The sequence below is a fragment of the Streptomyces sp. NPDC050448 genome (genome assembly GCF_040655295.1).
In the GTDB taxonomy this organism is placed as follows: domain Bacteria; phylum Actinomycetota; class Actinomycetes; order Streptomycetales; family Streptomycetaceae; genus Streptomyces.
The window spans coordinates 404,112-426,247 of the sequence record NZ_JBFAJR010000002.1; the positions used below are offsets into that span (position 1 = coordinate 404,112).

The 22,136-nt window shown below is 70.8% G+C and carries 24 protein-coding genes and 1 pseudogene; 11 read left to right on the forward strand and 14 right to left on the reverse strand.

Annotated elements, in window-relative coordinates; all coding sequences use genetic code 11:
- Positions 1–71 precede the first annotated feature (71 nt).
- The 3 genes from AB0I68_RS04640 (at position 72) to AB0I68_RS04650 (ending at position 2,849) form a co-directional block, all read left to right on the forward strand.
- A complete protein-coding gene (locus AB0I68_RS04640; protein WP_363175690.1) occupies positions 72–479 on the forward strand; it encodes a DUF192 domain-containing protein in 408 nt (135 codons plus the stop codon).
- A 196-nt stretch (positions 480–675) separates the two neighbouring features.
- Positions 676–1,293 carry an SMI1/KNR4 family protein gene (locus tag AB0I68_RS04645; protein ID WP_363175691.1) on the forward strand — a complete coding sequence of 206 codons (618 nt, stop codon included), beginning with the start codon at positions 676–678 and terminating at the stop codon, positions 1,291–1,293.
- 272 nt (positions 1,294–1,565) lie between these two features.
- Complete coding sequence (locus AB0I68_RS04650; RefSeq protein ID WP_363175692.1) at positions 1,566–2,849, forward strand: extracellular solute-binding protein; 1,284 nt, start codon at positions 1,566–1,568, stop codon at positions 2,847–2,849.
- Positions 2,850–3,031: 182 nt separating this feature from the next.
- On the opposite strand, the gene AB0I68_RS04655 is transcribed toward AB0I68_RS04650, so the two are convergent.
- A complete protein-coding gene (locus AB0I68_RS04655) occupies positions 3,032–3,652 on the reverse strand; it encodes a hypothetical protein (protein ID WP_363175693.1) in 621 nt (206 codons plus the stop codon).
- Positions 3,653–3,794: 142 nt separating this feature from the next.
- Between AB0I68_RS04655 and AB0I68_RS04660 the strand changes: the two genes are divergently transcribed.
- Entirely contained in the window at positions 3,795–4,955 is a 1,161-nt protein-coding gene (locus tag AB0I68_RS04660) for a serine hydrolase domain-containing protein (protein WP_363175694.1), read from the forward strand.
- Here AB0I68_RS04660 and AB0I68_RS04665 read toward each other — a convergent pair.
- From AB0I68_RS04665 to AB0I68_RS04675, 3 genes are all read right to left on the reverse strand, one after another.
- Positions 4,946–5,269 (reverse strand): nuclear transport factor 2 family protein, encoded by a 324-nt coding sequence (locus AB0I68_RS04665; protein WP_363175695.1) that lies wholly within the window; start codon positions 5,267–5,269, stop codon positions 4,946–4,948. The two genes, AB0I68_RS04660 and AB0I68_RS04665, sit on opposite strands and share 10 nt — an antisense overlap.
- A 172-nt stretch (positions 5,270–5,441) precedes the next feature.
- Positions 5,442–6,311 (reverse strand): polysaccharide deacetylase family protein, encoded by an 870-nt coding sequence (locus tag AB0I68_RS04670; protein WP_363175757.1) that lies wholly within the window; start codon positions 6,309–6,311, stop codon positions 5,442–5,444.
- 264 nt (positions 6,312–6,575) lie between these two features.
- A complete protein-coding gene (locus AB0I68_RS04675; RefSeq protein ID WP_363175696.1) occupies positions 6,576–8,159 on the reverse strand; it encodes an MDR family MFS transporter in 1,584 nt (527 codons plus the stop codon).
- A 119-nt stretch (positions 8,160–8,278) separates the two neighbouring features.
- Here AB0I68_RS04675 and AB0I68_RS04680 point away from each other — a divergent pair, with 119 nt between their 5' ends.
- From AB0I68_RS04680 to AB0I68_RS04690, 3 genes are all read left to right on the forward strand, one after another.
- Positions 8,279–8,860 (forward strand): helix-turn-helix domain-containing protein, encoded by a 582-nt coding sequence (locus tag AB0I68_RS04680; protein WP_363175697.1) that lies wholly within the window; start codon positions 8,279–8,281, stop codon positions 8,858–8,860.
- A gap of 190 nt (positions 8,861–9,050) precedes the next feature.
- Positions 9,051–11,075: a S8 family serine peptidase gene (locus tag AB0I68_RS04685; RefSeq protein WP_363175698.1), complete on the forward strand. Its 2,025-nt coding sequence runs from the start codon at positions 9,051–9,053 to the stop codon at positions 11,073–11,075.
- A 215-nt stretch (positions 11,076–11,290) separates the two neighbouring features.
- Complete coding sequence (locus AB0I68_RS04690; protein WP_363175699.1) at positions 11,291–12,298, forward strand: SGNH/GDSL hydrolase family protein; 1,008 nt, start codon at positions 11,291–11,293, stop codon at positions 12,296–12,298.
- A gap of 3 nt (positions 12,299–12,301) precedes the next feature.
- Here AB0I68_RS04690 and AB0I68_RS04695 read toward each other — a convergent pair whose 3' ends face one another.
- The gene (locus AB0I68_RS04695; protein WP_363175700.1) at positions 12,302–12,844 is read right to left on the reverse strand and encodes an ATP-binding protein; all 543 of its coding nucleotides are present in this window, start codon (positions 12,842–12,844) and stop codon (positions 12,302–12,304) included.
- Between the two features lie 209 nt (positions 12,845–13,053).
- Here AB0I68_RS04695 and AB0I68_RS04700 point away from each other — a divergent pair, with 209 nt between their 5' ends.
- On the forward strand, positions 13,054–13,905 hold the full coding sequence (locus AB0I68_RS04700) for a DUF5753 domain-containing protein (RefSeq protein WP_363175701.1): 852 nt from the start codon (positions 13,054–13,056) through the stop codon (positions 13,903–13,905).
- Between the two features lie 9 nt (positions 13,906–13,914).
- Positions 13,915–14,106: a hypothetical protein gene (locus AB0I68_RS04705; RefSeq protein ID WP_363175702.1), complete on the forward strand. Its 192-nt coding sequence runs from the start codon at positions 13,915–13,917 to the stop codon at positions 14,104–14,106.
- A gap of 9 nt (positions 14,107–14,115) precedes the next feature.
- Here the strand turns inward: AB0I68_RS04705 and AB0I68_RS04710 are convergent, their stop codons facing one another.
- Positions 14,116–14,928 carry an alpha/beta hydrolase gene (locus AB0I68_RS04710; RefSeq protein WP_363175703.1) on the reverse strand — a complete coding sequence of 271 codons (813 nt, stop codon included), beginning with the start codon at positions 14,926–14,928 and terminating at the stop codon, positions 14,116–14,118.
- A 76-nt stretch (positions 14,929–15,004) separates the two neighbouring features.
- The gene (locus AB0I68_RS04715) at positions 15,005–15,427 is read right to left on the reverse strand and encodes a nuclear transport factor 2 family protein (RefSeq protein ID WP_363175704.1); all 423 of its coding nucleotides are present in this window, start codon (positions 15,425–15,427) and stop codon (positions 15,005–15,007) included.
- A gap of 97 nt (positions 15,428–15,524) precedes the next feature.
- Here AB0I68_RS04715 and AB0I68_RS04720 point away from each other — a divergent pair, with 97 nt between their 5' ends.
- Both AB0I68_RS04720 and AB0I68_RS04725 read left to right on the forward strand, forming a co-directional pair.
- Positions 15,525–16,076 (forward strand): TetR/AcrR family transcriptional regulator, encoded by a 552-nt coding sequence (locus AB0I68_RS04720; protein ID WP_363175705.1) that lies wholly within the window; start codon positions 15,525–15,527, stop codon positions 16,074–16,076.
- Positions 16,077–16,292: 216 nt separating this feature from the next.
- Positions 16,293–17,089, forward strand: a pseudogene (locus AB0I68_RS04725) (MFS transporter); the annotation flags it as partial.
- 38 nt (positions 17,090–17,127) lie between these two features.
- Here the strand turns inward: AB0I68_RS04725 and AB0I68_RS04730 are convergent.
- The 7 genes from AB0I68_RS04730 to AB0I68_RS04760 form a co-directional block, all read right to left on the reverse strand.
- Positions 17,128–17,775: an OmpA family protein gene (locus AB0I68_RS04730; protein WP_363175706.1), complete on the reverse strand. Its 648-nt coding sequence runs from the start codon at positions 17,773–17,775 to the stop codon at positions 17,128–17,130.
- Positions 17,776–17,779: 4 nt separating this feature from the next.
- The gene (locus AB0I68_RS04735) at positions 17,780–18,367 is read right to left on the reverse strand and encodes a hypothetical protein (RefSeq protein ID WP_363175707.1); all 588 of its coding nucleotides are present in this window, start codon (positions 18,365–18,367) and stop codon (positions 17,780–17,782) included.
- A 30-nt stretch (positions 18,368–18,397) separates the two neighbouring features.
- On the reverse strand, positions 18,398–19,036 hold the full coding sequence (locus AB0I68_RS04740) for a pilus assembly protein TadG-related protein (RefSeq protein ID WP_363175708.1): 639 nt from the start codon (positions 19,034–19,036) through the stop codon (positions 18,398–18,400).
- Positions 19,033–19,233, reverse strand: a complete 201-nt coding sequence (locus AB0I68_RS04745) for a hypothetical protein (RefSeq protein WP_363175709.1) — start codon at positions 19,231–19,233, stop codon at positions 19,033–19,035. The genes AB0I68_RS04740 and AB0I68_RS04745 overlap by 4 nt, the downstream gene beginning before the upstream one ends.
- Before the next feature lie 110 nt (positions 19,234–19,343).
- Positions 19,344–20,114: a response regulator transcription factor gene (locus tag AB0I68_RS04750; RefSeq protein WP_363175758.1), complete on the reverse strand. Its 771-nt coding sequence runs from the start codon at positions 20,112–20,114 to the stop codon at positions 19,344–19,346.
- On the reverse strand, positions 20,027–21,232 hold the full coding sequence (locus tag AB0I68_RS04755; protein ID WP_363175710.1) for an ATP-binding protein: 1,206 nt from the start codon (positions 21,230–21,232) through the stop codon (positions 20,027–20,029). The genes AB0I68_RS04750 and AB0I68_RS04755 overlap by 88 nt, the downstream gene beginning before the upstream one ends.
- A gap of 3 nt (positions 21,233–21,235) precedes the next feature.
- Entirely contained in the window at positions 21,236–22,129 is an 894-nt protein-coding gene (locus AB0I68_RS04760) for a DUF5936 domain-containing protein (protein ID WP_363175711.1), read from the reverse strand.
- Between the last annotated feature and the right edge of the window lie 7 nt (positions 22,130–22,136).

Sequence of the window (22,136 nt, forward strand, 5' to 3'; positions counted from 1 at the left end):
CCGCCGAAGGTAGGCGCAGATGCCGCCACCTGCATGGGCCCGGGGGCCCAACCGCCCCTACCCTGGCGGCCATGACCGACACACGGCGGCGGTGGAGCGGGTGGGCAGACGGCGAGGGCCTGCTCCGCCTCGGGCAGGACCGGGCGCCGGTCCCGGTGGAGATCGCGGCCTCGTACCGGGCCCGGACCCGCGGGCTCCTCGGCCGCGACGGCATGCCCGGCGCCGCCCTGCTCCTCACCCCGGCCGGGAGCGTGCACACGTTCCGGATGCGGTTCGCGATCGATGTGGCATACCTCGACCGCCGCCTGCGGGTCATCGCCCTGACCACCATGCCCCCCGGCCGGCTCGGGCTCCCCCGGCTCCGTTCCCGGCACGTCCTGGAGGCCGAGGCCGGGGCCATGGCCGCCTGGGGCCTGCGGGTCGGGGCGCAGCTGTACATCGACGGACCAGACGGACCGGACCGTCTCAACTGCCGCTAACGGCTGCCCCGTGATCCCCGGCGGGCGCGCGACGCCGGCTACGGCACCTCGCTTTGTTGTCGGGTCGTCCGAATACGCCCGGGCCCGCTTTTCGGATCACGCCGCGGGCCCGGCATGATCCGGGAGGCGGGCCCTAGGCCCCGCGCGGCCCCGGCGGTAGGTTGGGGCGGTTGAGCTGGGGTCTCAGGGGAGCGGCATGACGGAGAACGCGCGGATCAAGGCGCTGGAGCAGATCATGCCGGCGACGCACGGCGCCGACGAGGACATCGACTGGCCGGCCGCCGAAGCCACCTGGGGCACCCGGTTCCCGGCCGATTTCATCGCGTTCATGGGCCGCTTCGGCGCGGGCTCCATCAACGGCGAGGCCAGCATCCTCCTGCCCCTCCCCAAGCCCGGCCTCCAGTGGGACCCGGCCGCGATGGCCGAGGAGACGGACAACGCCCGCCAGCTCTGGGAGGCGGAGGGCGGCCGGGCCGCCTTCGGCGTGGACCCCGAGTCGGTCATCGCGTGGGGCGTCACCGGCGGCTCCGACATCCTCTGCTGGCTCACCACCGACCCCGATCCGGACCGCTGGCCCGTCCTGGTGGTCGGCCGGCACACCGCCGACGCCTTCGCCGTCTATCCGTACGGCATGGCCGAGTTCCTGTACCGGCTCTGCTCCGACGAGTTCGACGTGAGCCCGGTCAGCATCACCTTCTGGGACGGCGGGCACCTCAGCTTCGTGCACTGGCGCAAGGCCCAGCGGCGCTGGCAGGAGGGCCGCAACCCGGAGACGGGCGAGCCCGACCCGTACGCGGGCGAGTTCGCCGACTGACCTGATCCACACCCTCGACCCGTTCCGCGAAGCATAATTGGCCGGAATCGGGCTTTTCGGCATGTCTACGCGCGTCCGATTTGTTGACCACATATCGGAAAACACCAGCCGGAAAAGCCGCACTTGGAGCATTGACCACAAGTTCCGACCCAATGGAATCAACCGCCCTTCCGCAGGAGAGAATTCCGGCCAACGGGCCACGGACGGACACCCCAGCCCGGAGCAACTCATAAGCAGTAACGGGACTCAAAGAAATTCAGGGGAATACACCCGTGCGACGAAGAATCTTCGGCACGGGCGCGACCGCGGTCGTGCTCGGTTTGCTGATCCCGCTGGCCGGATGTGGCGGTTCAGGCAACGGCGCAGGTGACAGCGGCACGCTCCGCCTGGTCGCCGCGGAATACGGTGACAACCAGGCCACCAGTTCCAAGGCCTTCTGGGACAAGGTGACGGCCGATTTCACCGGCGCCAACCCCGACATCAAGGTCGAGGTCCAGCTCCTGCCATGGGCGGACATCGACCGCGAAGTCACCCGTATGGTCAAGTCCGGCAAAGCGCCGGACATGGCCCTGATGGGCTCGTACTCGGACTTCGCTGCGCAGGGGAAGCTCTATTCCGCGGACGAACTCCTCTCGATCAACGCCGAGGCGAACTTCCTGCCGCCGCTCGCCGAGGCCGGCTCGGTCGGCAACACGCTCTACGGCCTGCCCTGGGTGGCGAGCAGCCGGCTCCTCTTCTACAACCAGGGCCTCTTCAAGCAGGCCGGCATCAGCGAGCCCAAGAACTGGTCCGACCTGAAGTCGGCCGCAAAGGCGCTCAAGGACAAGGGCGTGAAGTACCCGTACGCCCTGCCCCTCGGGCCGGAGGAGGCGCACGCCGAGGCGCTGATCTGGGAGCTGAGCAACGGCGGCGGTTACGCGGACAGCAGCGGCAACTACAACCTGGCCTCCGACCAGAACATCCAGACCTTCCGCTGGCTCAAGGACAACCTGGTCGGCCCCGGCCTGACCGGGCCCGTGCCGCCGTCCCAGCTCAACCGCGCCGACGCCTTCGCGGCCTTCGTACGCGGCGAGGTCGGCATGCTGAACGGCTACCCCCAGCTCCTCCACGAGGCGCGCGCCAAGGGCGTCGACGTCCGCACCGCGACCATGCCGGTCTCGGACACGCTCGGCTCCGGGGAGACCCCGCCGACCGTGGGCGTCGCCGACTGGATGATGGCGTTCAGGCAGAACGGAAAGGGCGCGGAGATCGGCAAGTTCCTGGACTTCATCTACCAGGACAAGAACCTGTCGGACTTCGCGGGCCGCTACCACCTGCTGCCCTCGACCGTCTCCGCCTCCCGCACCCCCTCCGGCGGCGGCCTCGACAGCACGGACCAGTTCTTCCTGACCGCTCTGCGCGGCGCCCAGCTGTACCCGGTGAACGACCCGTCCTGGGTGACGGTCAGCGACACCATCAAGCGCAACATCGGCCGCGCCGTGGAACCGAACGGCGACGCGAAGTCCGTCCTCGAGGAGATCGCCGCCAAGGCGAACGAGGCCGGAAGGAAGCACTGAAGGCACCGAAATCGCCGAACATCCCGCCCGACACGGGACTTTCGCACCTGCCGCACCGCACCCCGTGCGGCAGAATGGCTGCCACGGCTCTTGATCCAAGGCCGCGGACCAGTCGCCCGCCGAGCGCCCACAAGGTGCACGGGGCGGCCGGCCCCTCTCCCTTCCCTCTCTTCCCCTCCGGGTCAGACCTTGCCGTTCTCCGTCGAGAACGCCGTCCGGTACTGCTCGCAGCTGGAGTTCCACTTCAGCGTCCCCGTGAGCGTCCCGTAGCCCGAGCGCGTGACCGACCACTCCACCGTGTACTCACCCGTGTCGCAGGCGATCCGCTTGCCGCCCGGGACCCTGGCGCGCCCCGTCGCCGGCTGGTCCGCCAACTCCTGGTGCACCTCGGCCGCCTTGGCGTGGTCCGGGGAGCGCAGTACGGCGTGCACGACGATCGGGTGCCTGCCGTCCTTGGTCGTCACGGCCTTCTTCACCAGCGTCGAGTCCGACACCGCCCAGCCGAAGTCGAACGAGGGCTGCCACGCCAGGGACTTGGGGTCGGCGACCTGCCGCTTGTAGTCGGGGGCGCCCGAGGGGCCGGGGCGGGTCACCGTCTTGTACCGGACCCCGGGGTAGAGGCGGAACTGCCCGTCCACCTTGTGCATCTCGTCCTTGGTCCACTGCGACTTCATCGCCTTCTCGCCGCCGGCCGGGTCCTGCAGGTACGTGCCCTCCGCGGCGGTGGCGGCCTGGCCGAGGGCGGGGGCGAGGGCCGCTGCGGCGGTGGCGAGGGCGAGAGCGGCGGTGCGGGTGCGCTTCATGCCCGGTCCAACGGGGGCTCGCGGCGGGCTGGAACGAGGCCGGGAGCGCTTTCACCCGTACGGGATCCGCGCTCCGGAATATTTCGTGATCATCTTCTGTTCTCCGGGGCGAGGCGACGGCACCGAGCGACAGGGAGTCCCGATGGGCGCGCGTGTGGGTGTGAGTACGAACGTGAGCGTGAGCGGCACGGTGGCGGCGGGCTGGGAGCCCGTACGGGAGGAGTTCGCGGCCTTCGTCGCGGCCGAGGCGCACTCCCCCGAGGCGCAGCTGGCGGTGTACCGGGACGGTCGCCGCGTGGTCGACCTGTGGGCCGGCGAGGACACCGACGCCGACACCCTGACCGGGGTCTACTCGATCACCAAGGGCGGCGCGTTCCTGGTGGTGGCGCTGCTCGCGCAGGACGGCGTACTGGAGCTGGAGCGCCCGGTGTCGGCGTACTGGCCGGAGTTCACCGGCGGCGGCAAGGAGCGGCTGACGGTGCGCCAGCTGGTCTCGCACCAGGCCGGGCTGCTCAACACCGCCGAGGGCTTCGACTACGCCGAGATCGCGGACGACGCGCTGATCGCGGCGCGGCTGGCCGCGCAGGAGCCGCACTGGGAGCCCGGGACGGCGTACGGGTACCACGCGTTCGTGATCGGCGCGCTGACCGGCGAGGTGGTGCGGCGGGCCACGGGCAGGTCCCTCCAGGAAGTGTTCGAGGAGCGGATCCGCGCACCGTACGGGCTGGACCTGTACATGGGCCTGCCGCCGGCGCTGGAAGGCCGCTGGAAGCCGGTCCTGGACATGCTCCCCACGCCCAAGCAGCTGGCGGCCGCGGCGGCGGGCGGGAACGCGGTGCCGGAGCTGCTGCCGGTCGCCTTCAACGCGCACCGGGAGCCGGCGATGGACCTGGTGGTGTACGCGAACCACCCGAAGGTGAAGGCGCTGGGCCCGGCCTCGGCCGGCGGCGTCGGCACGGCACGCGGCGTCGCGGGGATGTACGCGGCCGCGATCAGCGATGTGGACGGCCGTCCTCCGCTGCTGGAGCCGGAGACGGCGGCCGAGTGCGCGCGGCTCCACACCCCGGGCGACGACCGGGTGACGGCGGGGACGGACCAGTTCGGGCTGGGCTTCGAGCGGCAGCCCGCGGTGGGCCCGCGAGCCTTCGGGCACAGCGGCGCGGCGGGCGGGCAGGGCTGGGCGGACCCGGCGACGGGGATCGCGTACGGGTACACGCGCCGCCGGTTCGGCTTCCCGGGCGGGGCCGCGCCGGAGAACGACCGCCTGACGGCGGCGGTGCTGCGGGCGGCTGCTCAGGCCTGAACGGTTTCGAAGCGGCTGATGCGCCCGTCGTCGGTGGTGGCGAACCGCCAGGCGGTGCGCATTTCGCCCCACGTGTCGTTGCGGTAGTTGACCACGAGGGCGAGGCCGCCGTCGGACTCGGTCTCGATGTCCATGTGACCGCAGGAGGAGAAGATCTCCCTCTCGGCCCACTGGGCGAGATTGCGGTCCGAGCCGTCGTCGGACATGGTCGCGTCCGGAGTGAGGGCGGCCTCGAAGGCGTCCCGGTCGCCCGCGTTGACGGCGTTGACGAAGGCGCGGACGGCGGGGTCGGTCAGCTGGCTCGGGGCGATCACGGGGCCTCCTGGTCGGTCGTACGGCGTCCACACGGGCCGCGCAGGCGGGCCGGTGCGGGACTGCGTACGCGGGCTGCGTACGCAGGCTGCGTACGGGCTGTGTGCGCGACCAGGGAACACCGCGGGCGGCGCCGGGGCGGCGACCCTCACCCGTTCGCCACCGGACGGCGTGTCAGGAGGCGTCCGGGGCGGTGCGGACGGGGAAGCCGGTGGGGCGGCCCTGGTCCTTCAGCCAGGCCAGCACCTGGTCCAGGGCCTCGACGGTCTGGGCCCGGTTGCCGCCGCCGTCGTGGAAGAGGACGGTCGGTCCGTTGCCGATCTCGTTCTTGACCGCGTTGACGATGGCGGCGACGCCGGGCTTCCCGAAGTCCTTGGTGTCGACGTTCCACCCGAGCGGGCGCATGCCGTGCGCGGCGGCGATGCGGCGGCTGTCGGGGGTGAACGCGCCGCCGGGGGCGCGGTAGTACTCCACCTTCGCGCCGCCGCCCGCCGCGTCCTCGATCATCTTCTGCGCGTCCAGGATCTGCTTCTCCTGGTAGTCGAGGGGCTTCTTGCCCATGGCCGTGTTGTGGTCCACGGTGTGGTCGCAGAGCCGGTGGCCGCCCGCGACGACCTGCTTGACCAGATCGGGGTGGGCCTTGGCCTGCGGCCCGATCATGCAGAAGACCGCCTTCACCTCGTGCTTCTTCAGTACCTCGAGGACCTTGGGGGTCCACTGGGGGTCGGGGCCGTCGTCGATGGTGATGTTGACGGTGTTGCCGCCGCTCTCGGAGGAGTGCGCTATGCCGTCGGGTATCTGCGACTGCTGCGCGCCGCCGGCGCCCTTCGCCCCGCCGCCGTTCGCCCCGCCGCCGTTCGCCCCGTCGTCCGAGCCGCCGCCTGTGCCGCCGGTGTCGGTCTGGCGTCCCACGTTCTCGTGCTCGTGCCGGCCGTGCCCCGGTTCCACGAGCACCGTCACCCCCCACACCGTCCCGGCCACTGCGGCGGCCGCGGCCACGACGGCTGCCCCGGCTCGGATGCCCTGCCTGTTCGCCCGCGCCATGAAGCCCATGAACCGTCCACTCCCCATCCGCCGTTGTGAGCGTTCTGCCCTTCAGGACGGCCGTCGACGTGGAGGAGTTCCCGCCCAAAAACAGGACGCAACCACATCAACCTCCCCCGCATCACCCGTATTCACCGACCCCTGGCGCAACGGCTTCAGCGCACGAAAAAGCCCGGCCCCGGCGGGAATCCGCCGGGGCCGGGCTGGTGAACCGTGTGAACCGCGTGGACCGCGTGGCCCATGTGGGCCGCGTGGGTCCGGGTGTCAGTGCGAGAAGGACTCCTGCGGAGCCTGCGCCGCCTTGCCGTCGCCCGCGTCGGCGGCCTGGGCCGGGCCCGCGCCCCGCAGCGGGACCTCCTTGACGAACCAGGCGGCCGCGAAGCCCAGTACGGCGATGACCGCGCCGAGCAGGAACGCGGAGTGCGTACCGGCGGCGACCGCGTGCTGGTAGGCGTCGCGCACCGCTTCCGGCAGCTTCGCCAGGCTGGCGGCGTCGAGGCGGGCGGCACCCGCCGCGCCGGCGGCCTGCGGACCGAGGCGCTCGCTCATGGTGTCCGTGACCTGGCTGGTGAAGAGCGAGCCCATCAGGGCCACGCCGAACGAGCCGCCGAGCGTACGGAAGAGGGTGGCCGAGGAGGACGCGACGCCCATGTCCTTCATGTCCACGCTGTTCTGCGCGACCAGCATGGTGATCTGCATCAGGAAGCCTAGGCCGGCGCCGAGGATGGCCATGTAGACGCCGGAGACCAGGCGGCTGGTGCCGGTGTCCATCTGCGCGAGCAGGAAGAGCCCCACGACCATGAGCGCGCCGCCCGCGATCGGGAAGACCTTGTACTTGCCGCTGCTGGTGGTGATCCGACCCGCGATCAGCGAGACGACCATCATCGAGAGCAGCATCGGGAGCAGCAGCAGGCCGGAGTTGGTGGCGGAGGCGCCCTGGACCGCCTGCTGGAAGAGCGGGAGGTAGAGCACGCCGCCGAACATCGCGAAGCCGACGAGGAAGCCGATGACCGACATGAGCGTGAAGTTGCGGCTGCGGAAGATGTGCAGCGGCATGACGGGCTCGGCGGCCCTGGTCTCGGCGAAGAGGAACGCGGCGATCGACACGATGCCGACGATGATCAGGCCGATGATCTCCCCGGAGCCCCAGGCGTACTCGGTGCCGCCCCAGGTCGTGACCAGCACGGTCGAGGTGATGGCGATGGTCAGCAGTGCGGCACCCAGGTAGTCGATCTTCCCCTGGGCCCTCTTCTTGGGCAGGTGCAGGACGGCGGTGACCATGGCGAGCGCGACGACGCCGAGCGGCAGGTTGATGTAGAACGACCAGCGCCAGCCCATGTGGTCGGTGATGGTGCCGCCGACCAGCGGTCCGCCGATCATGGCGAGGGCCATCACGCCGGCCATCATGCCCTGGTACTTGCCGCGCTCACGGGGCGGGATGAGGTCGCCGATGATCGCCATGACACCGACCATCAGACCGCCGGCACCGAGGCCCTGGATGGCGCGGAAGCCGATCAGCTGGCCCATGTCCTGGGCCATGCCGCTGAGCGCGGAGCCGATCAGGAAGATCACGATGGAGGTGAGGAAGGAGCCCTTCCGCCCGTACATGTCGCCGATCTTGCCCCAGATGGGGGTGGAGGCCGCGGTGGCCAGCGTGTACGCGGTGACCACCCAGGAGAGGTGTTCCAGGCCGCCGAGCTCGCCGACTATCGTCGGCATCGCGGTACCGATGATCATGTTGTCGAGCATGGCCAGGAGCATCGCGATCATGAGGGCCATGAGGACGACACGGACGCTGCGCGGCTTCACCCCCTCGGAGGTCTCTGCCGGCTTCGTGTTTTCGACCATGTCCACTCCCCGTTTACTCACCTGCTCCGGGACCTTACTTGCCGCCCGGCTAGTTCACTACACTGGGGAAGGTAGACCCGACACTAGCCGGGCGTCAAGTAAGTAGTTTGGGGAGAGCCATGTCCAGCAGCAGTCCGCAGGCGCGCCGCGGCAACACGCGCCAGCGCATCCAGGACGTCGCACTGGAGCTCTTCGCCGAGCAGGGGTACGAGAAGACCTCGCTGCGGGAGATCGCGGAGCGGCTGGAGGTCACGAAGGCGGCGCTGTACTACCACTTCAAGACCAAGGAAGACATCATCATCAGCGTCTTCGAGGACCTGACGCGGCCCATCGACGAGCTGATCGAGTGGGCGAAGCAGCAGCCGCCGACGCTGGACATGAAGCGCGAGGTGCTCCGGCGCTACAGCGAGGCGATGGCAGGGGGCGCGCAGCTGTACCGCTTCATGCAGGAGAACCAGGCGACGATGCGGGAGCTGAGCATCGGCGAGACGGTGAAGCGCCGGCTGTTCACGCTGGTCGAACTGCTCCGCACGGAGGACGGACCCCTGACGGACCAGGTCCGCTGCGTGAGCGCCCTGTTCACGCTGCACGCGGGGATGATGTTCCTCCAGCACGTGGAGGGCGACCCGGAGGAGACCCGCCTGGCAGCCCTGGAGGTCGCCACGGACCTCATCACCCAGGCCCACCGGGCCCAGGCCTGACCGGTCGACCGCGCGACCGCAACCGCGCGACCGCCTGACCGCCCGCCCCCGCCCGCCCCCTGGGCGGAGCTGCGCCACACGGGTGCCAGTGCGCCGGTACGGGCCTCCGAACGGCCACGCCTGTGACTCACGGCAACATTTTCGGTGACAGGGTGTGACCACCGCGTCGCGCGACCCAGGGGAGTCCGTCATGGCCCGTATCACCATCAACGGCGTGTCCGTAGACCCGTTGGTCCAGTCCCAGGAGCTCGAAAGGGCGTCGCTGGTCTCCGAGAACGCCTCCGCGTCCAACTATCTGCTCGTCCAGACCGCACACGTGCCGTCAGCCGAGGAGAAAGCCCAGCTGGAGGCTCTCGGAGTGCGGATCCACCAATACGTTCCGGAGAGCACCTACCTGTGCGGCTACCGGCCCTCCGACCTTGAGGCCGTGCGCGCACTGCCGTTCGTGGCCTGGGCGGACGTGTACCTCACGGGCTTCAAGGTGGCCCCGTCGCTGCGGTCGAGCCGGCTCCGGCCGTCGGTTGCCGTCCTGTCCGAGCCGCTGGAGGCGGCGGCGGGCCCCCGGACCCGCACGGTCGACGTCATCCTGCACGACGACGTCGACGCGCGTTCGGACGGCCTGCTGGATCGGATCGCCGCGGCCGCCGGAGTCGGCACGGCCGACATCCAGGCCAACCACCGCAAGGTGCGCATGACCGTCCAGGAGGCGAATCTGCCTGCCCTGGCCTCCCTCGACGAGGTACAGCAGCTCGAAGAGGTCCCCGAGATGACCCTGCACAACACGCTCGCCGGGGGGCTGATGCACGCCCGGGTGTCCCTCAACGGCACGAAGTTCCAGGGCGAGGGCCAGATCGTGGCCGTCGCCGACACCGGTTTCGACCTGGGCTCCACGACAGACGTGCACCAGGCCTTCACCGGCCGGGTCCAGAGCCTGACCGCCCTCGGCCGCACGCTCCCCGACCGGATGGACGACCCCGACGGCCACGGAACCCACGTGGCGGGCTCGGTCCTCGGCGACGGGGCATCGGCGACGATGGGTACCGTCACCGGTACGGCTCCCCAGGCCAAGCTGATCCTGCAGTCCCTCCTGGACGACTTCGGCGGGCTCCGCGGGATTCCGTTCGACCTGCGCGCCTTGTTCGAGCCGCCTTTCCAGGAGGGGGCGCGGATCCACACCAATTCCTGGGGCCCGACGGCCCCGAGCCTGCCGTACGACTCGATGGCATTCGAGGCCGACAAGATGGTGTGGGACCACAAGGACTTCGTCATCTGCATCGCGGCCGGCAACAGCGGTCACGACCGCGACCGGGACGGCCGGATCAACCAGGCGTCCGTCAGCGGGCATGCAGGGGCCAAGAACGTCATCACCGTCGGCGCCAGTGAAAGCAACCGCCCTGAAATCCCCCTCACCTACGGCCAGCTGAGGCCGACCTCCTTCCCCAGCCCTCCGATCCGCGACGACCGACAGGCGGACAACCCGGCCGGCATGGCGGCCTTCAGCAGCCGCGGCCCGTCCCAGGAAGGCCGTATCAAGCCCGACGTGGTCGGCCCCGGCACCTCGATCCTGTCCGCGCATTCGCGCGCGGCGGCTCCGGACGACACCTTCGGCGTCTCCTCGGACCCCGACTACTTCTTCGAGAGCGGCACCAGCATGGCCACGCCACTGGTCGCGGGCTGCGTGGCGGTGCTGCGCGAGACCCTCGTGAAGAACGGGACCCTCACGCCGAGCGCCGCGCTCCTGAAGGCCATGCTGATCAACGGCGCGGTGGACCTCCCCGGCCAGTACAACCCCAGCGAGGCGGGGGACTCCCCGAACAACAACTCCGGCTTCGGCCTCGTCAACCTCGAACGCTCCGTCGTGCTCCCGGGCAACGGCGACCGGGCGGGCTTCACCGACGAGGAGGAGCTGGAGCAGGGCGACGAACGCACGTTCCGCATCACGGTCCCCGAAGGCGACCGTCGCACCCTGAAGATCACCCTGGTCTGGACGGACCCGCCCGGTGCGGGCCTGCAGAACGACCTCGACCTGATCGTCCGAGCGGGCGGCCAGGAACGCCACGGCAACATGGGCACGGACCCCGGGTTCGACCGCGTCAACAACGTCGAACAGGTCCGCTGGAAGGACATCGCCGCCGGAGACGCCGAGATCGTCGTCCGCGCCCACCGGATCACCCAGTTCCCGCAGCCGTACGCCGTCGCCTGGCGCCTCTCCTGACGCTCATACGCGGCACTCACGCGCGGGCGGCACACCTGCGTCTGTGGCCCACCCGGCTTCCCGGATGGGCCACAGGTGTGCCGAAGCCGATCATCTGTCACCCGATCCGGGGGTTTGACCCCAGAAGTGCTACTCTCTGTAATCGGATCCGCTACTTTTGGTGATGTGCGCCGGATGGGGCAGGCCCGCGGCGCCTGAGCCGAAGGACCGGACCCATGCCCGCACAGCGACTCACCCTCGCCGCCGCAGCAGCAGCCACGGCCCTGGCCGCCCTCACCACCGCTGCGGCGGCCCCGCCCTCGCCTCCACCCTCCGACTACGTGGCCCTCGGCGACTCCTACAGCGCCGGCGCCTTCGTCCGCCCCTGGGCCGCCGATGACGGATGCGGCCGGTCCACCCTCAGCTACCCGCAGCAGACCGCCCGGCGCCTCAACGTACGTCTCACCGACGTCACTTGTTCCGGTGCCGAGGCCAGGGCCGGCGTCCTGGAGCCGCAGACCGAGCTGACCGGTCCCCCATCCGTCCCGCCCAAGAACGGCTGGGCCCCACGACCGGCCCAGATCAAGGCCGTTAACGCCGCCACCGACCTCGTCACCGTCGGCATCGGCGGCAACTCCGTCGGGTTCGTCGACATCGTCAAGAAGTGCATCGAACAGGGCATCGCGTCCTTCGGAACCGGCAGCCCCTGTTCCACCCACTACACCCGCGGCCCCGGCACCAGCTGGCTCGACGGCAGATTCACCGCCCTGGAAGCGGACTTCGCGACCACCCTCAAGGACATCCGGACCCGCGCGCCCCGCGCCAAGGTGGCCGTCATCGGCTACCCGGCCGTCGTCGCCGACCGCACCGGCTGCTCCTTCGGCTCCTGGCGCCAGCTCGGCACCGTCACCAAGGGCGACACGCCCTTCCTCGACACCCTCGAGCGGCGGGTCAACACCCTCCTGCGCACCCAGGCGCAACGCGCCGGCGCCGTCTACGTCGACACCTACACCTCCAGCACCGGCCACGGCGTCTGCGCCGCCGCGGACCAGCGGTGGACGTACGGGATCAAGGACGACCTCACCGGCTCCGGCACCCAGAGCGACCCGCCCTCCGGCCTGTGCCGCCTGATCCCCGGCGACGGGGACGCCTGCACCGTGCTCCACCCCAACCTCCGCGGCACCACCCATCAGGCCGACCTGGTCACCCAGGCCCTGGCCGGACTGGGGGCGACCAGGAGATGACCCTCACGAGGATCGACCGGACCGCCCGCCGACCGGCTTCCCGTAGCCGAGGGCGCCGGCCTGGGGAAGCGTCGCCCAGGTCCGGGTCCCGCCACCCGGCTCCCGGGACTCCCCGAAGCCCCAGGCCCCGTCGCACTCCCGGACCACGACGGCCATGAGCCGCAGTGCGGCCCGCCGCCGGGCCTCGCAGTGGGCGGCGAGTCGCGGGTGGGAGTGGGTCGCGTGCCCGTCGTAAACGGTGAGCCGCAGCGCGTCGTCGCGGTACCGCACGGAGAGGTAGAGGTTCTGTCCGGGATCCAAGTACCAGGCAGCGGCGAGCAGTTCGCCGGTGACCTGCTCGGCGGCGGCCTCGATCGCATCGAGCCGGTGCGCATGCAGGACGGACCGCACGGTGCGGCGCGCGATCTGCGCGCTGCACGCCTCCCCGGGCACGGTGAGACTGCACGTCAGCGCATCCGGCGCCGGCGGTTCGCCCCCACCGGCCGCGGGCCCCACCGGACAGACGTCGAACTGGCCCTGGACCGACTGGATGAAGGGATTGAGCATCGCGAACTCCCTGCCGTTGACAAGTGGCTCCGCCGTGGGCGTGGTGGCCTGTCGCCGAGGCATGCGCATGCCGCGGCGAAGCACTTCAACTCCCGTTGCGTGAGCGGTGCGTCACCCAATGTAGCGAGCAAGGTGGTCAATTGACCACTAGATCAAGGTGATTGACCCACCCCTGGCTGCGAGTAACTGCGACACGGCAGACTGCGTCCATGGCTGAACGGACCTTGCCGACCGAACGACAGAAGCGACTGGGAGCCGAGCTACGCAGATTGCGGCTGGCCGCTGACGTGTCCGCCGTATCCGCAGCAGGACTTCTCGGCGTCGACCGCTCCAAGATCTCCGCGATCGAGCAGGGCGTCCGCGCCATCAGCGAGGAGCGACTGCGGACGCTGGCCTGTCATTGCGACTGCGCGGACGAGCCGTACATCAGCGCACTCGTCTCCATGGCGCAGCCACGGGGTCGTGACTGGTGGGAGCGCTACCGGGGCTCCCTGTCGGCCGCGATGCTCGACATCGCCGAGATGGAAGCCCGCGCCACTCGCATGCGGTGCACCCACTCGGTCCATGTTCCCGGGCTGCTCCAGACCAGCGATCACGCGCTCGCCCTGTTCCGATTCGTCGTGCCCGCCCTCCCGGACCAGGAGGTCGCGTTGCGCCTGGCCCACCGACTGGAGCGCCAGCAGGTGCTGGAAAGCGAGTCGGCGCCCGAGTACGTTGCCGTCGTCCACGAGGCGGCGCTGCGCATGCGGTTCGGTGGGCGCAAGGTGGCGCGGGCACAGTTGGAACACCTGCTCCGCGCATCGGAACGGGACAACGTCGTCCTGCGCGTCCTGACCTTCGAGGCGGAGGGATTCCCGGGCGCCGGCCAGACGGTCAACTATCTGGAGGGGCCGGTGCCGCAACTCGATACCGTGCAGATCGACAGCGCACATGGCGCCGAATTCCTGCACACCGAGGCACAACTATCAAAATACCGCGCCCAGTTGGACTGGATGGAGCGGCTCAGCCTGCCGCCGAGCCCATCGCGGGACTTCATCCGCCAACTGGTTCGCGAACTCTAAGGGGACACGATGGCCGACATCTTCTGGGCGGACGCCTTCTGCGGCGAAGGCGCGAGTTGCTACCGGATCGGGGTGGACGGGGAGGGCGGGAGTTACATCGCCGTCGCCGGGCAGGAGGCGGCGTACCTCAGCGACACCGCGGACGCGCTCCGACAGCTGATCCGGGACATCAAGGCCGGCAAGGCCGACCACCTGCTGTAGGCGCGGGGGTCACGAGGACCTGATGAACGCGGTGAGGCCGTCCGCGTAGCGCTCGGGGTGGGTGAGGTGGGGGACGTGGCCGTCCCCCACCAGCGTCCGGATCTGCGCATGGCCGAGCGCCGTGGCGAGCTTGCCGACGATCACCGGGAACCACGGCGGGCTCTCGCTGCCGAAGGTCAGCAGCGCGGGCCCCGTGTAGCCGGAGAGGCGGGCCAGGTCGAGGCGCGACCAGTCGGGGTCGGCCTGTTCGTCCGCGAACGTGGGGGCGTTGGCGGTGAACGTCTCGCGGAACCGCTCCGGCAGTTGCTCCCAGCCGCCCGGTCCGACGGCGACGTCGTCCACGAACCGCTGCGCGCCGACCCGGTGCTCGCCCGCGCGCAGGGCGTTGAGGACGCCGTCGATGGCGGCCTCCATGGCCTGCATCAGCCGACGGAGTTCCCTGTCCTCGTCGCCCACGATGCTCATGAGCGGGGGCTCGTGTGCGGTCAGGCTGCGCAGCAGCTCGGGGCGGCGGGAGGCGAGGCCGAGCGCGGTCGAGGCGCCGAAGGAGTTCCCGGCCACGTGGGCCGGGGCGCCGAGGGTCTCGATGAGCGCCTCGAGGTCGTCCTCGTCCTGCCGCCGGCTGCCCCGGCCCGGCGGGCGCTCGCTCCGGCTGTGGCCGCGCCGGTCGTAGACCAGCACCAGGAACGAGCGCGCGAGGTGGGGGACGACGCGCTGCCAGGTCTCGTGGTCCACCCACGAGCCGTGGACCAGCACCAGGGGTTCGCCCTCGCCCACGACCTCGTAGGAGAGGTCCACGCCGTTCACGCGAGCCCGCGCCATGCCGAGTCTCCTCACCGGGGGTTTCGAGCGCCCGCGCGGACACATACCGCGGGCCGGCGAACGGCACACCTGCGGATCAGGTGAGGCGGCGGTCCTCGGCGTTGATCGGGACGTCGTTGATGCTGGCCTCGCGGCGGCGCATCAGCCCGTCGCCGTCGAACTCCCACTGCTCGTTTCCGTGGCTGCGCCACCACTGGCCGGCGGTGTCGTGCCACTCGTACTCGAAGCGGACGGAGATGCGGTTGCCGGTGTACGCCCACAGCTCCTTGCGGAGCCGGTATTCGAGCTCGCGCTCCCACTTCCCGGCGAGGAACTCCCGGATCTCGGCGCGGCCGGTGAGGAAGCGGTCGCGGTTCCGCCAGACCGAGTCCTCGGCGTAGGCGAGCGCGACGCGCTCGGGGTCGCGGCTGTTCCAGGCGTCCTCGGCGGACTGGACCTTGGCCCGGGCGGATTCCTCGGTGAAGGGCGGCACGGGCGGGCGTACGGCGGGGACGGTCATGGCGGTCACCTCGGTCTGGAGACATGGGAGAACGGTCGTTCTCGACCTTAGAGAACGGCCGTTCTCCGCGCAAGCGGTTCTGGGTTACGCTGCCGTCATGGACGACGAAGAGGCCCGTACCCGGCTGCTGGACGCGGCGGAGGCGCTGTTCTACGCCGAGGGCATCCAGGCCGTCGGCATGGACCGCATCCGCACGGAGTCGGGAGTGCCGCTCAAGCGGCTCTACAAGGTCTTCCCGGCCAAGGAGGCCCTGATCACGGCCTACCTCGAGCGCCGCGACCGGCGCTGGACGGCGGGCCTGCGCGGCGCGGTGGCGGATGCCGCCGATCCGGTCGAGGCCGTCTTCGACTGGCTGGCGCAGTGGTTCTCGGAGCCGGACTTCCGGGGCTGCGCGTTCCTGAACGCGTACGGGGAGCTGGGCACCGGCCCCGCCGGGGTGCTGGACGTCGTACGCCGCCACAAGGCGGAGCTGCGGGAACTGCTGGCGGAGCTGGCCGGCCCGGGGCGCGAGGACCTGGCGGACCAGTTGCTGATCCTGGTGGAGGGCGCGACCGTGGTGGCGGCCCTGGACCCCGGCCCGGAACCGGCGCACCGCGCCCGCGAGGCGGCGTCCGCCCTGCTCCGGGAGCCGCGCGGGGCCGGCTGCTAGACCCGCCTTGCCGGCGGCGGCGCGTGGGCGCCGGCCGTCGACGCGGCGGCTCGCCCGCTCGGGCCGGGTCCGGGCGTCGGGCGTCGGGCGTCGGGCCGGGAGCGGCAGGTCACGCCCGGACGGCAGCAGCCGCAGCCGCCCCTCGACCTCGCCGACCCCGCTCACGCGCACGGGTTCGGCCACCCGCGCACCGCGCCGAACGGCCGAACGGCCGGCGGCGCCGCGCTGGTCACCGCCGGGCTCATGCTGGGCATCTACACCGTGGTCGAGGTGGAGCGGTACGGCTGGACCTCAGCGCACACCCTCGGCGGCGGGGCGCTCACCCTGGCCCTGCTGGCCGCCTTCACCCTGCGCCAGGCCAAGGCCCGCACCCCGCTGATGCCGCTGCGGATCTTCCGCTCGCGCACCGTGGTCGGCGCGAACCTCGTCCAGATGCTGATGGTGGCCGCGCTGTTCTCGTTCCAGATCCTGTTCGCCCTCTACCTTCAGAAGGTCCTGGGCTACGGGGCCGCCGCCACGGGCCTGGCCATGCTCCCGGCCGCCGCCGTGGTCGGCGCGGTCTCCCTCGGCGTCTCGGCCCGGCTGAACGCCCGCTTCGGCGAGCGCGGGGTCCTGTTGGCCGGTCTCGCCCTGCTGGTCCTGGCGCTCGGCCTGCTGACCCGGCTGCCGGTGCACGCCGACCACGTCAGCGACCTGCTGCCGGTGATGCTGCTGGCCTCCGGCTTCGGCCTGCCCTGCCCGCCCTCACCACGCTGGGCATGTCCGGCGCCGGCGAACAGGACGCGGGACTCGCCTCCGGCCTGTTCAACACCACCCAGCAGATCGGAATGGCCCTCGGAGTCGCCGTCCTGTCCACCCTGGCGGCCTCGCGCACCGCAAGCCTGGAGTCCTCCGGCCACACCGCGGCCGCATCGCTGACCGGCGGCTACCACCTGGCCTTCGCGGTCGGCGCCGGCCTGCTGGTGACCGCAGCCGCCCTCGCGGCGACCCTCCTGCGGAGCCCGCGCCGCTGACGGCTCTCCGGGAGGGCCCGACCGACCGCCGGGCGGCGCTAGTTGCCGCCGGCGGCGGTGGTGCGGGGGAAGGTGATCTCGACGCGGCGGTTCTTCTTGCGGCCTTCCTCGGTGCTGTTGTCTGCGATCGGGTAGTCCTCGCTGTAGCCCCGGACGTCGTAGATGACGCCGGGGCTGGTGACGGTCTTGGCGAGCTCGGCCTGAACGGCGTCGGCGCGCTGCTTGGAGAGCTCCTGCCCGTGCTCATAGCTGCCCTGGTCGTCGGTGAACCCGAAAACGCGGATGCGGGTGGCCTTCTGGGTGTTGATCTCCTGCCCGATGGCCTGGATGCGGGCTGCGGCCTGGGCGTTGAAGACGGCACTGTTCTCGGGGAAGAGCACCTCGGACTGCAGGGCCATCATGACGGACTGGTTGGTCTCCTGCCGCCGCTGCTCACCGCCGAGGTCTTCGACGACCTCGGCGATGTCGAGCACCTTGATCGGAGCGAGGGTTCCCCCCTGGGGGATCTTCAGCCCGGGCGAGCTCGAGTCGATGGGCACGGGCGCGGAGGCCGAAGGTTCGGTGCCGGGGGGCACGGACGGCTTGACCCCATCGGCGTGGGCGCTCGTCGCGCCGATGAAGTGGGCCCCGGCGATGACGAGACCGACTACGGCTGTGGATGCGGACAGGTGGAGACGTTTATTCATGGGGTCACCCGGAGATTTTGATGCTGGCCGTAGCGAAGGTGGGAAGGCTGAAGTCGACTTCGGTCGTGCTGGTGGGTGGTGCGGGGAATTGAGCGAAGAACGGGATGGTGGCGCCGCCCTTCACCAGCGACACGCCTGTGGTGCAGAGGCACCTGCCATCCGTATCACGCAGGACGTAGTACCGCTTCTTCCCTGCCTTGTCGACCAACGTGGCACCAGCAACGGATTCTCCGCCCGTGGTGAGTTCATTGCCCCGCCAAGCTGAAGTACCCGTAAAGTCCTTGTCTCCCGAGTTCTTGATCTGCCCGCTGACAGTCAAAAAGCCGCCTGCATCGCGAGTCGCAGAGTTGATCGCCATGGTGATGCCGTTCTCTCCGTTCACGGTCGCGAGCACCTGCGTGGGCTCAGACGACTGTCCCGCACTGGGCGCAGGTACGGAGGCGCCGCCCTTGGGCGGTGCCGCGGACGAATTCCGAGGCTCGCTCGACTTCTTGTCGTCCCCACCTCCGCACCCCGTCAGCACGAGGGCCAAGACCGCCGCAACCGCTACGGCCGCTCCCCTGCGGACCTTCACCATGTGCTGCATGCTCATCTACGCCGTTTCCTTGTCTGTCGTTCACTGTCAGTCGACCAGTCGTACGCTGAAGAGAGCCCTCGCCAGCTGGGACAACGGACCTGGTTTCGCAAGATCCACCGTGAGCGCCTTCCCGCTGCACACAAAGCTGACGCTCCCCTCCCCAGGTGAGGATGGCGATGGGCTCGGCGTTGGTGCCGGTGTAGGCGTTGGGGCGGGGGTGGGAGCGGACCGAAGAGAACATCGCGGTTCGATCCGTGCCTTGGCCGTGGCCTTGGCCTGCATGTCCCCGCTCCCGGGGATGACCGAGTTCCCGACCGTTCCCTTCGTGGTCACAGCGACGGTGAATTCGGGGATGGCCGGTTCGCACTCCGCAGTTGCATCATTCAGGGCGGCGAAATCAATAGCCTTCCTACAGGCTCCCTCCCCCTTGAGGAGATCGCCGTTGACAACCTTCTCCCAGTCGGCAGGGTCGAGACTGAGCAGGTCGATGCCCACGAATACCTGGTCTCTGGCTTCGCGTGCGGCTGCCAGTGCTGCCGCGTCGGCAGCGCCCTGGGCGTTGCTACGGGTGGCGCCGGCCATTCCGACGACGAAGAACGCCAGCGCCGCGAAGAGCAGACCCGCCACCACCACGATGTAGATGGGGAAGGCCTGCCCTCGGTCACCAAGTCGGTCCGTGATCACTTGCCCGCGGTGATGGCACTGATCTGGTCCTTGATCTTGGTCGTGATGTTCTGACCGATGCCCGTGCCGACGATCGCGCCGATGATCACCACGACCACCAGGATGATCCCCAGGTATTCGAACGCCGTCTGGCCTCGATCCCTCGCGCCCTTGCCCGCGTACCGCTTCCGCATCCTCGCCAGGGTGTTCTGCAACATGGGGGTTCCCTCCCGGGCCGGTGCCGCTGTTGGTTTGCGGACCGTACGGGGAGTCACCGGTGATAACCAAGGGTCCCGGGGCCCAATTACGGACCCACTGCGCACTCCGTCTACCCATGGCCGGTCACCCCTGGACGGGCCGTTCCCAGCCAGCGCGCTATCGCCTCGCTGCGGCTCGTGCTCTGGAGCTTCGCGAAGATGCGGTTGATGTGGTTCTTGACCGTCTTCTCGCTGATGAAGCAGGTGGCCGCGATCTGCTGGTTGCTCATCCCGGACGCGATCAGATCCATGATCTCCACCTCCCGGGAACTCAGCCCGAAGACAACAGAGTTGTGCATCCGCTCCGAAGACTGTGCCACAGTTCGTTGCGGTTGCGAAGAGGACCGGAGTTCCGCGAGGAGTGCGCTCGCCGCCGTCGTCGTGAAGTGGGCCCGGCCCTCGCGGACGTCGCGGACCGCCCGGACCAGGTCCTCGGGCGTGAATTCGCCGTGCACGAGGTAGCCGCCCGCGCCCAGAAGGAGGGCTTCCCGGACAATCTCCGATTCCTGGCTGTACGTCAGCATCAGTACGGGCGCCAGCCGTACGAGGTGCGGCAGCGCCGAGATGCCGTCCACGCCCGGCATGCGGACGTCCAGCAGGATCACGTCCGGGGTGTGGCGGCGGGTCAGGCTGAGGGCTTCGCGGCCGTCGGACGCCTGGGCGGTGACCTCGATGTCGCCCGTGGTGGCCAGCAGCGCGGCCAGGCCCGCCCGTACCACCGGGTTGTCGTCGGCGATGAGCACGCGGAGCGGCGTCACGGGCTCCCCTCCGGGGTCAGGGCCGCGAGCGGGAGGTCCAGGCGGACGAGGGTGCCGGGGCCGGACGGCCGGGCTCCGATGCAGAGGCGGGCGCCGATCGCCGCCGCGCGTTCCGTCATGCCGAGGAGCCCGAAGCGGCCCCTGCGGCGCAGGGCGTCCGGCGGGAGGCCGCAGCCGTCGTCCTCGACGGTGAGGGTGAGGTCGGTGGCGTCCGCGGCCGCCGAGACCGTGACGCGCGAGGCTCCCGCGTGGCGGCGGGCGTTCTCCAGGGCCTCCGAGGTGACCGCCAGGAGGTGGTGCGCCACCGGGGAGGGGAGGAGGGGGAGGACCCCCGAGGTACGGAGTTCCGCGTCCGCCGCGGCCGCGGTACGGCGGAGCTCGCCCAGCAGGGAGACCCCCGGCGCCTCCGCGTCGCGCCGCAGGTCCGTCAGCAGCGCGCGGGATTCCGCCGCCGCCCGGCGGGCCGCGCCGGAGAGGAGGTCGGTCTGGCGGCGCAGGGCCGCCGGGTCCGTGGTGCGGGAGAGGGCGTCCGCCGTCAGGGCCAGGCCGTGCAGGGTCTTCGACACCGAGTCGTGCATCTCGCGGGCCAGGTGGTCCCGTTCGGCGCGCACCGCCTCGGCCACCGCCAGCCGGGCCCGCGTCTCCGTCAGGGCCTGGCTCGCCGAGCCGAAGCGGAAGAGGAGGTCCCGGACCGAGGCGCCGGCCGCACCCGCCAGGAGGCAGAGCATGGGCATGGTCGGCCCGCCGGCCACGGCCGCCACCAGGGCCGCCGCCAGGGCCGCGTAGACCGCCGAGCCGCGCCACCCGTGGACCAGCCCGGCCAGCAGCGGTGTGCAGAGCACGGCGAAGCCGAGGGGCGAGTCCGGCGTCGCCACCACCAGCAGGAGCCCGCAGAACGCCGCGTCCGGGGCCAGCAGCCAACGCTGGCGCAGCAGCAGCGGCCCGAAGCGCTGCCAGTCGCGGAAGAGCACGTACGAGAGCATGAAGGTGAGCAGGATCGCGCCGCCCACGAGGTACGTCGGCCCGCCCCGGGCCGTACGCCCCAGTGCCAGCGGCGCGCCCAGGCCGATCATCACCATCCGGAACGCGAAGACCCGGCGGCACAGGGCCTGGAGGGCATTGGCCTGGAGGGTGAGGGACGGCCCGCCCTGTCGCTGGACCGCCCCTCCTCGCGCGGCCAGGGGGACGTGGAGGACCGCCATGGCTCACCCGCCTCCGAGCATCGCGCCGAAGTCGACGTTCGCGCCGTACACGAAGCCGCAGACCAGCAGGATCAGCGTGCCCGGCAGCATGAACATCGTCACGGCGAACGTGGCCTTCGGGACGGCCCGGGCAGCCCGGCGGCGGGCGTTCTGGGCGTCCGTACGGCGCATGTCCTCGGCGATCGCGATCAGCGTCTCGACGATCGGCGAGCCCAGCTCCTCGCCCTGCTGGAGCGCGGTCACGAACTGCGCCACCTGCTCGGAGTCGTTGCGCCCCCGCAGCTCGTCGAAGGCCTGGCGGCGGCTGACGCCCATGTCCATCTGCTGCAAGGTGATGCGGATCTCGTCCGACCAGGGGCCCTCGTACTTGGCGGCCACCCGCTCCAGCGCCTGCCGGAAGCCGAGCCCCGCGCTCACCACGACCGCCAGCACGTCCAGGAAGTCCGGCAGCGTCCGCTCGATGTGGTCGCGGCGGACCCTGATCGCCGACCAGAGGCCGACCTCGATCCAGAACAGGCCGAAGGCGACCATCAGCAGGGCGGGTACGAGCTGGCCGTTGATGAGCATCGAGAAGGCGCCGAGCGCGCCCAGGAACCCGTACACCGCACGGCGTGCCGCGTACCGGTCGATGGTCAGCCCGGCCGGGTTGCCCGCCATGTCGATCTGGCGGCGCTTGCGGGCGACCCGGTTCGGGCCCATCAGGCGCAGCACGAGCGGCGCCCAGCGGATGCCCAGCCGGTCGACGGCCGAGCCGACGGCCGTCGTACGGGTCGCGCCGACCTCCAGGGCGAGCGCCAGGTCGCTCGGCAGCCTGGTCTCGGCGCGGTAGAGGCGGATGCCGTGGAAGACGCCGAAGGCCGACACCCCCAGCAGCAGGGCCAGCAGCAGAGCCGTCATGTCCGTC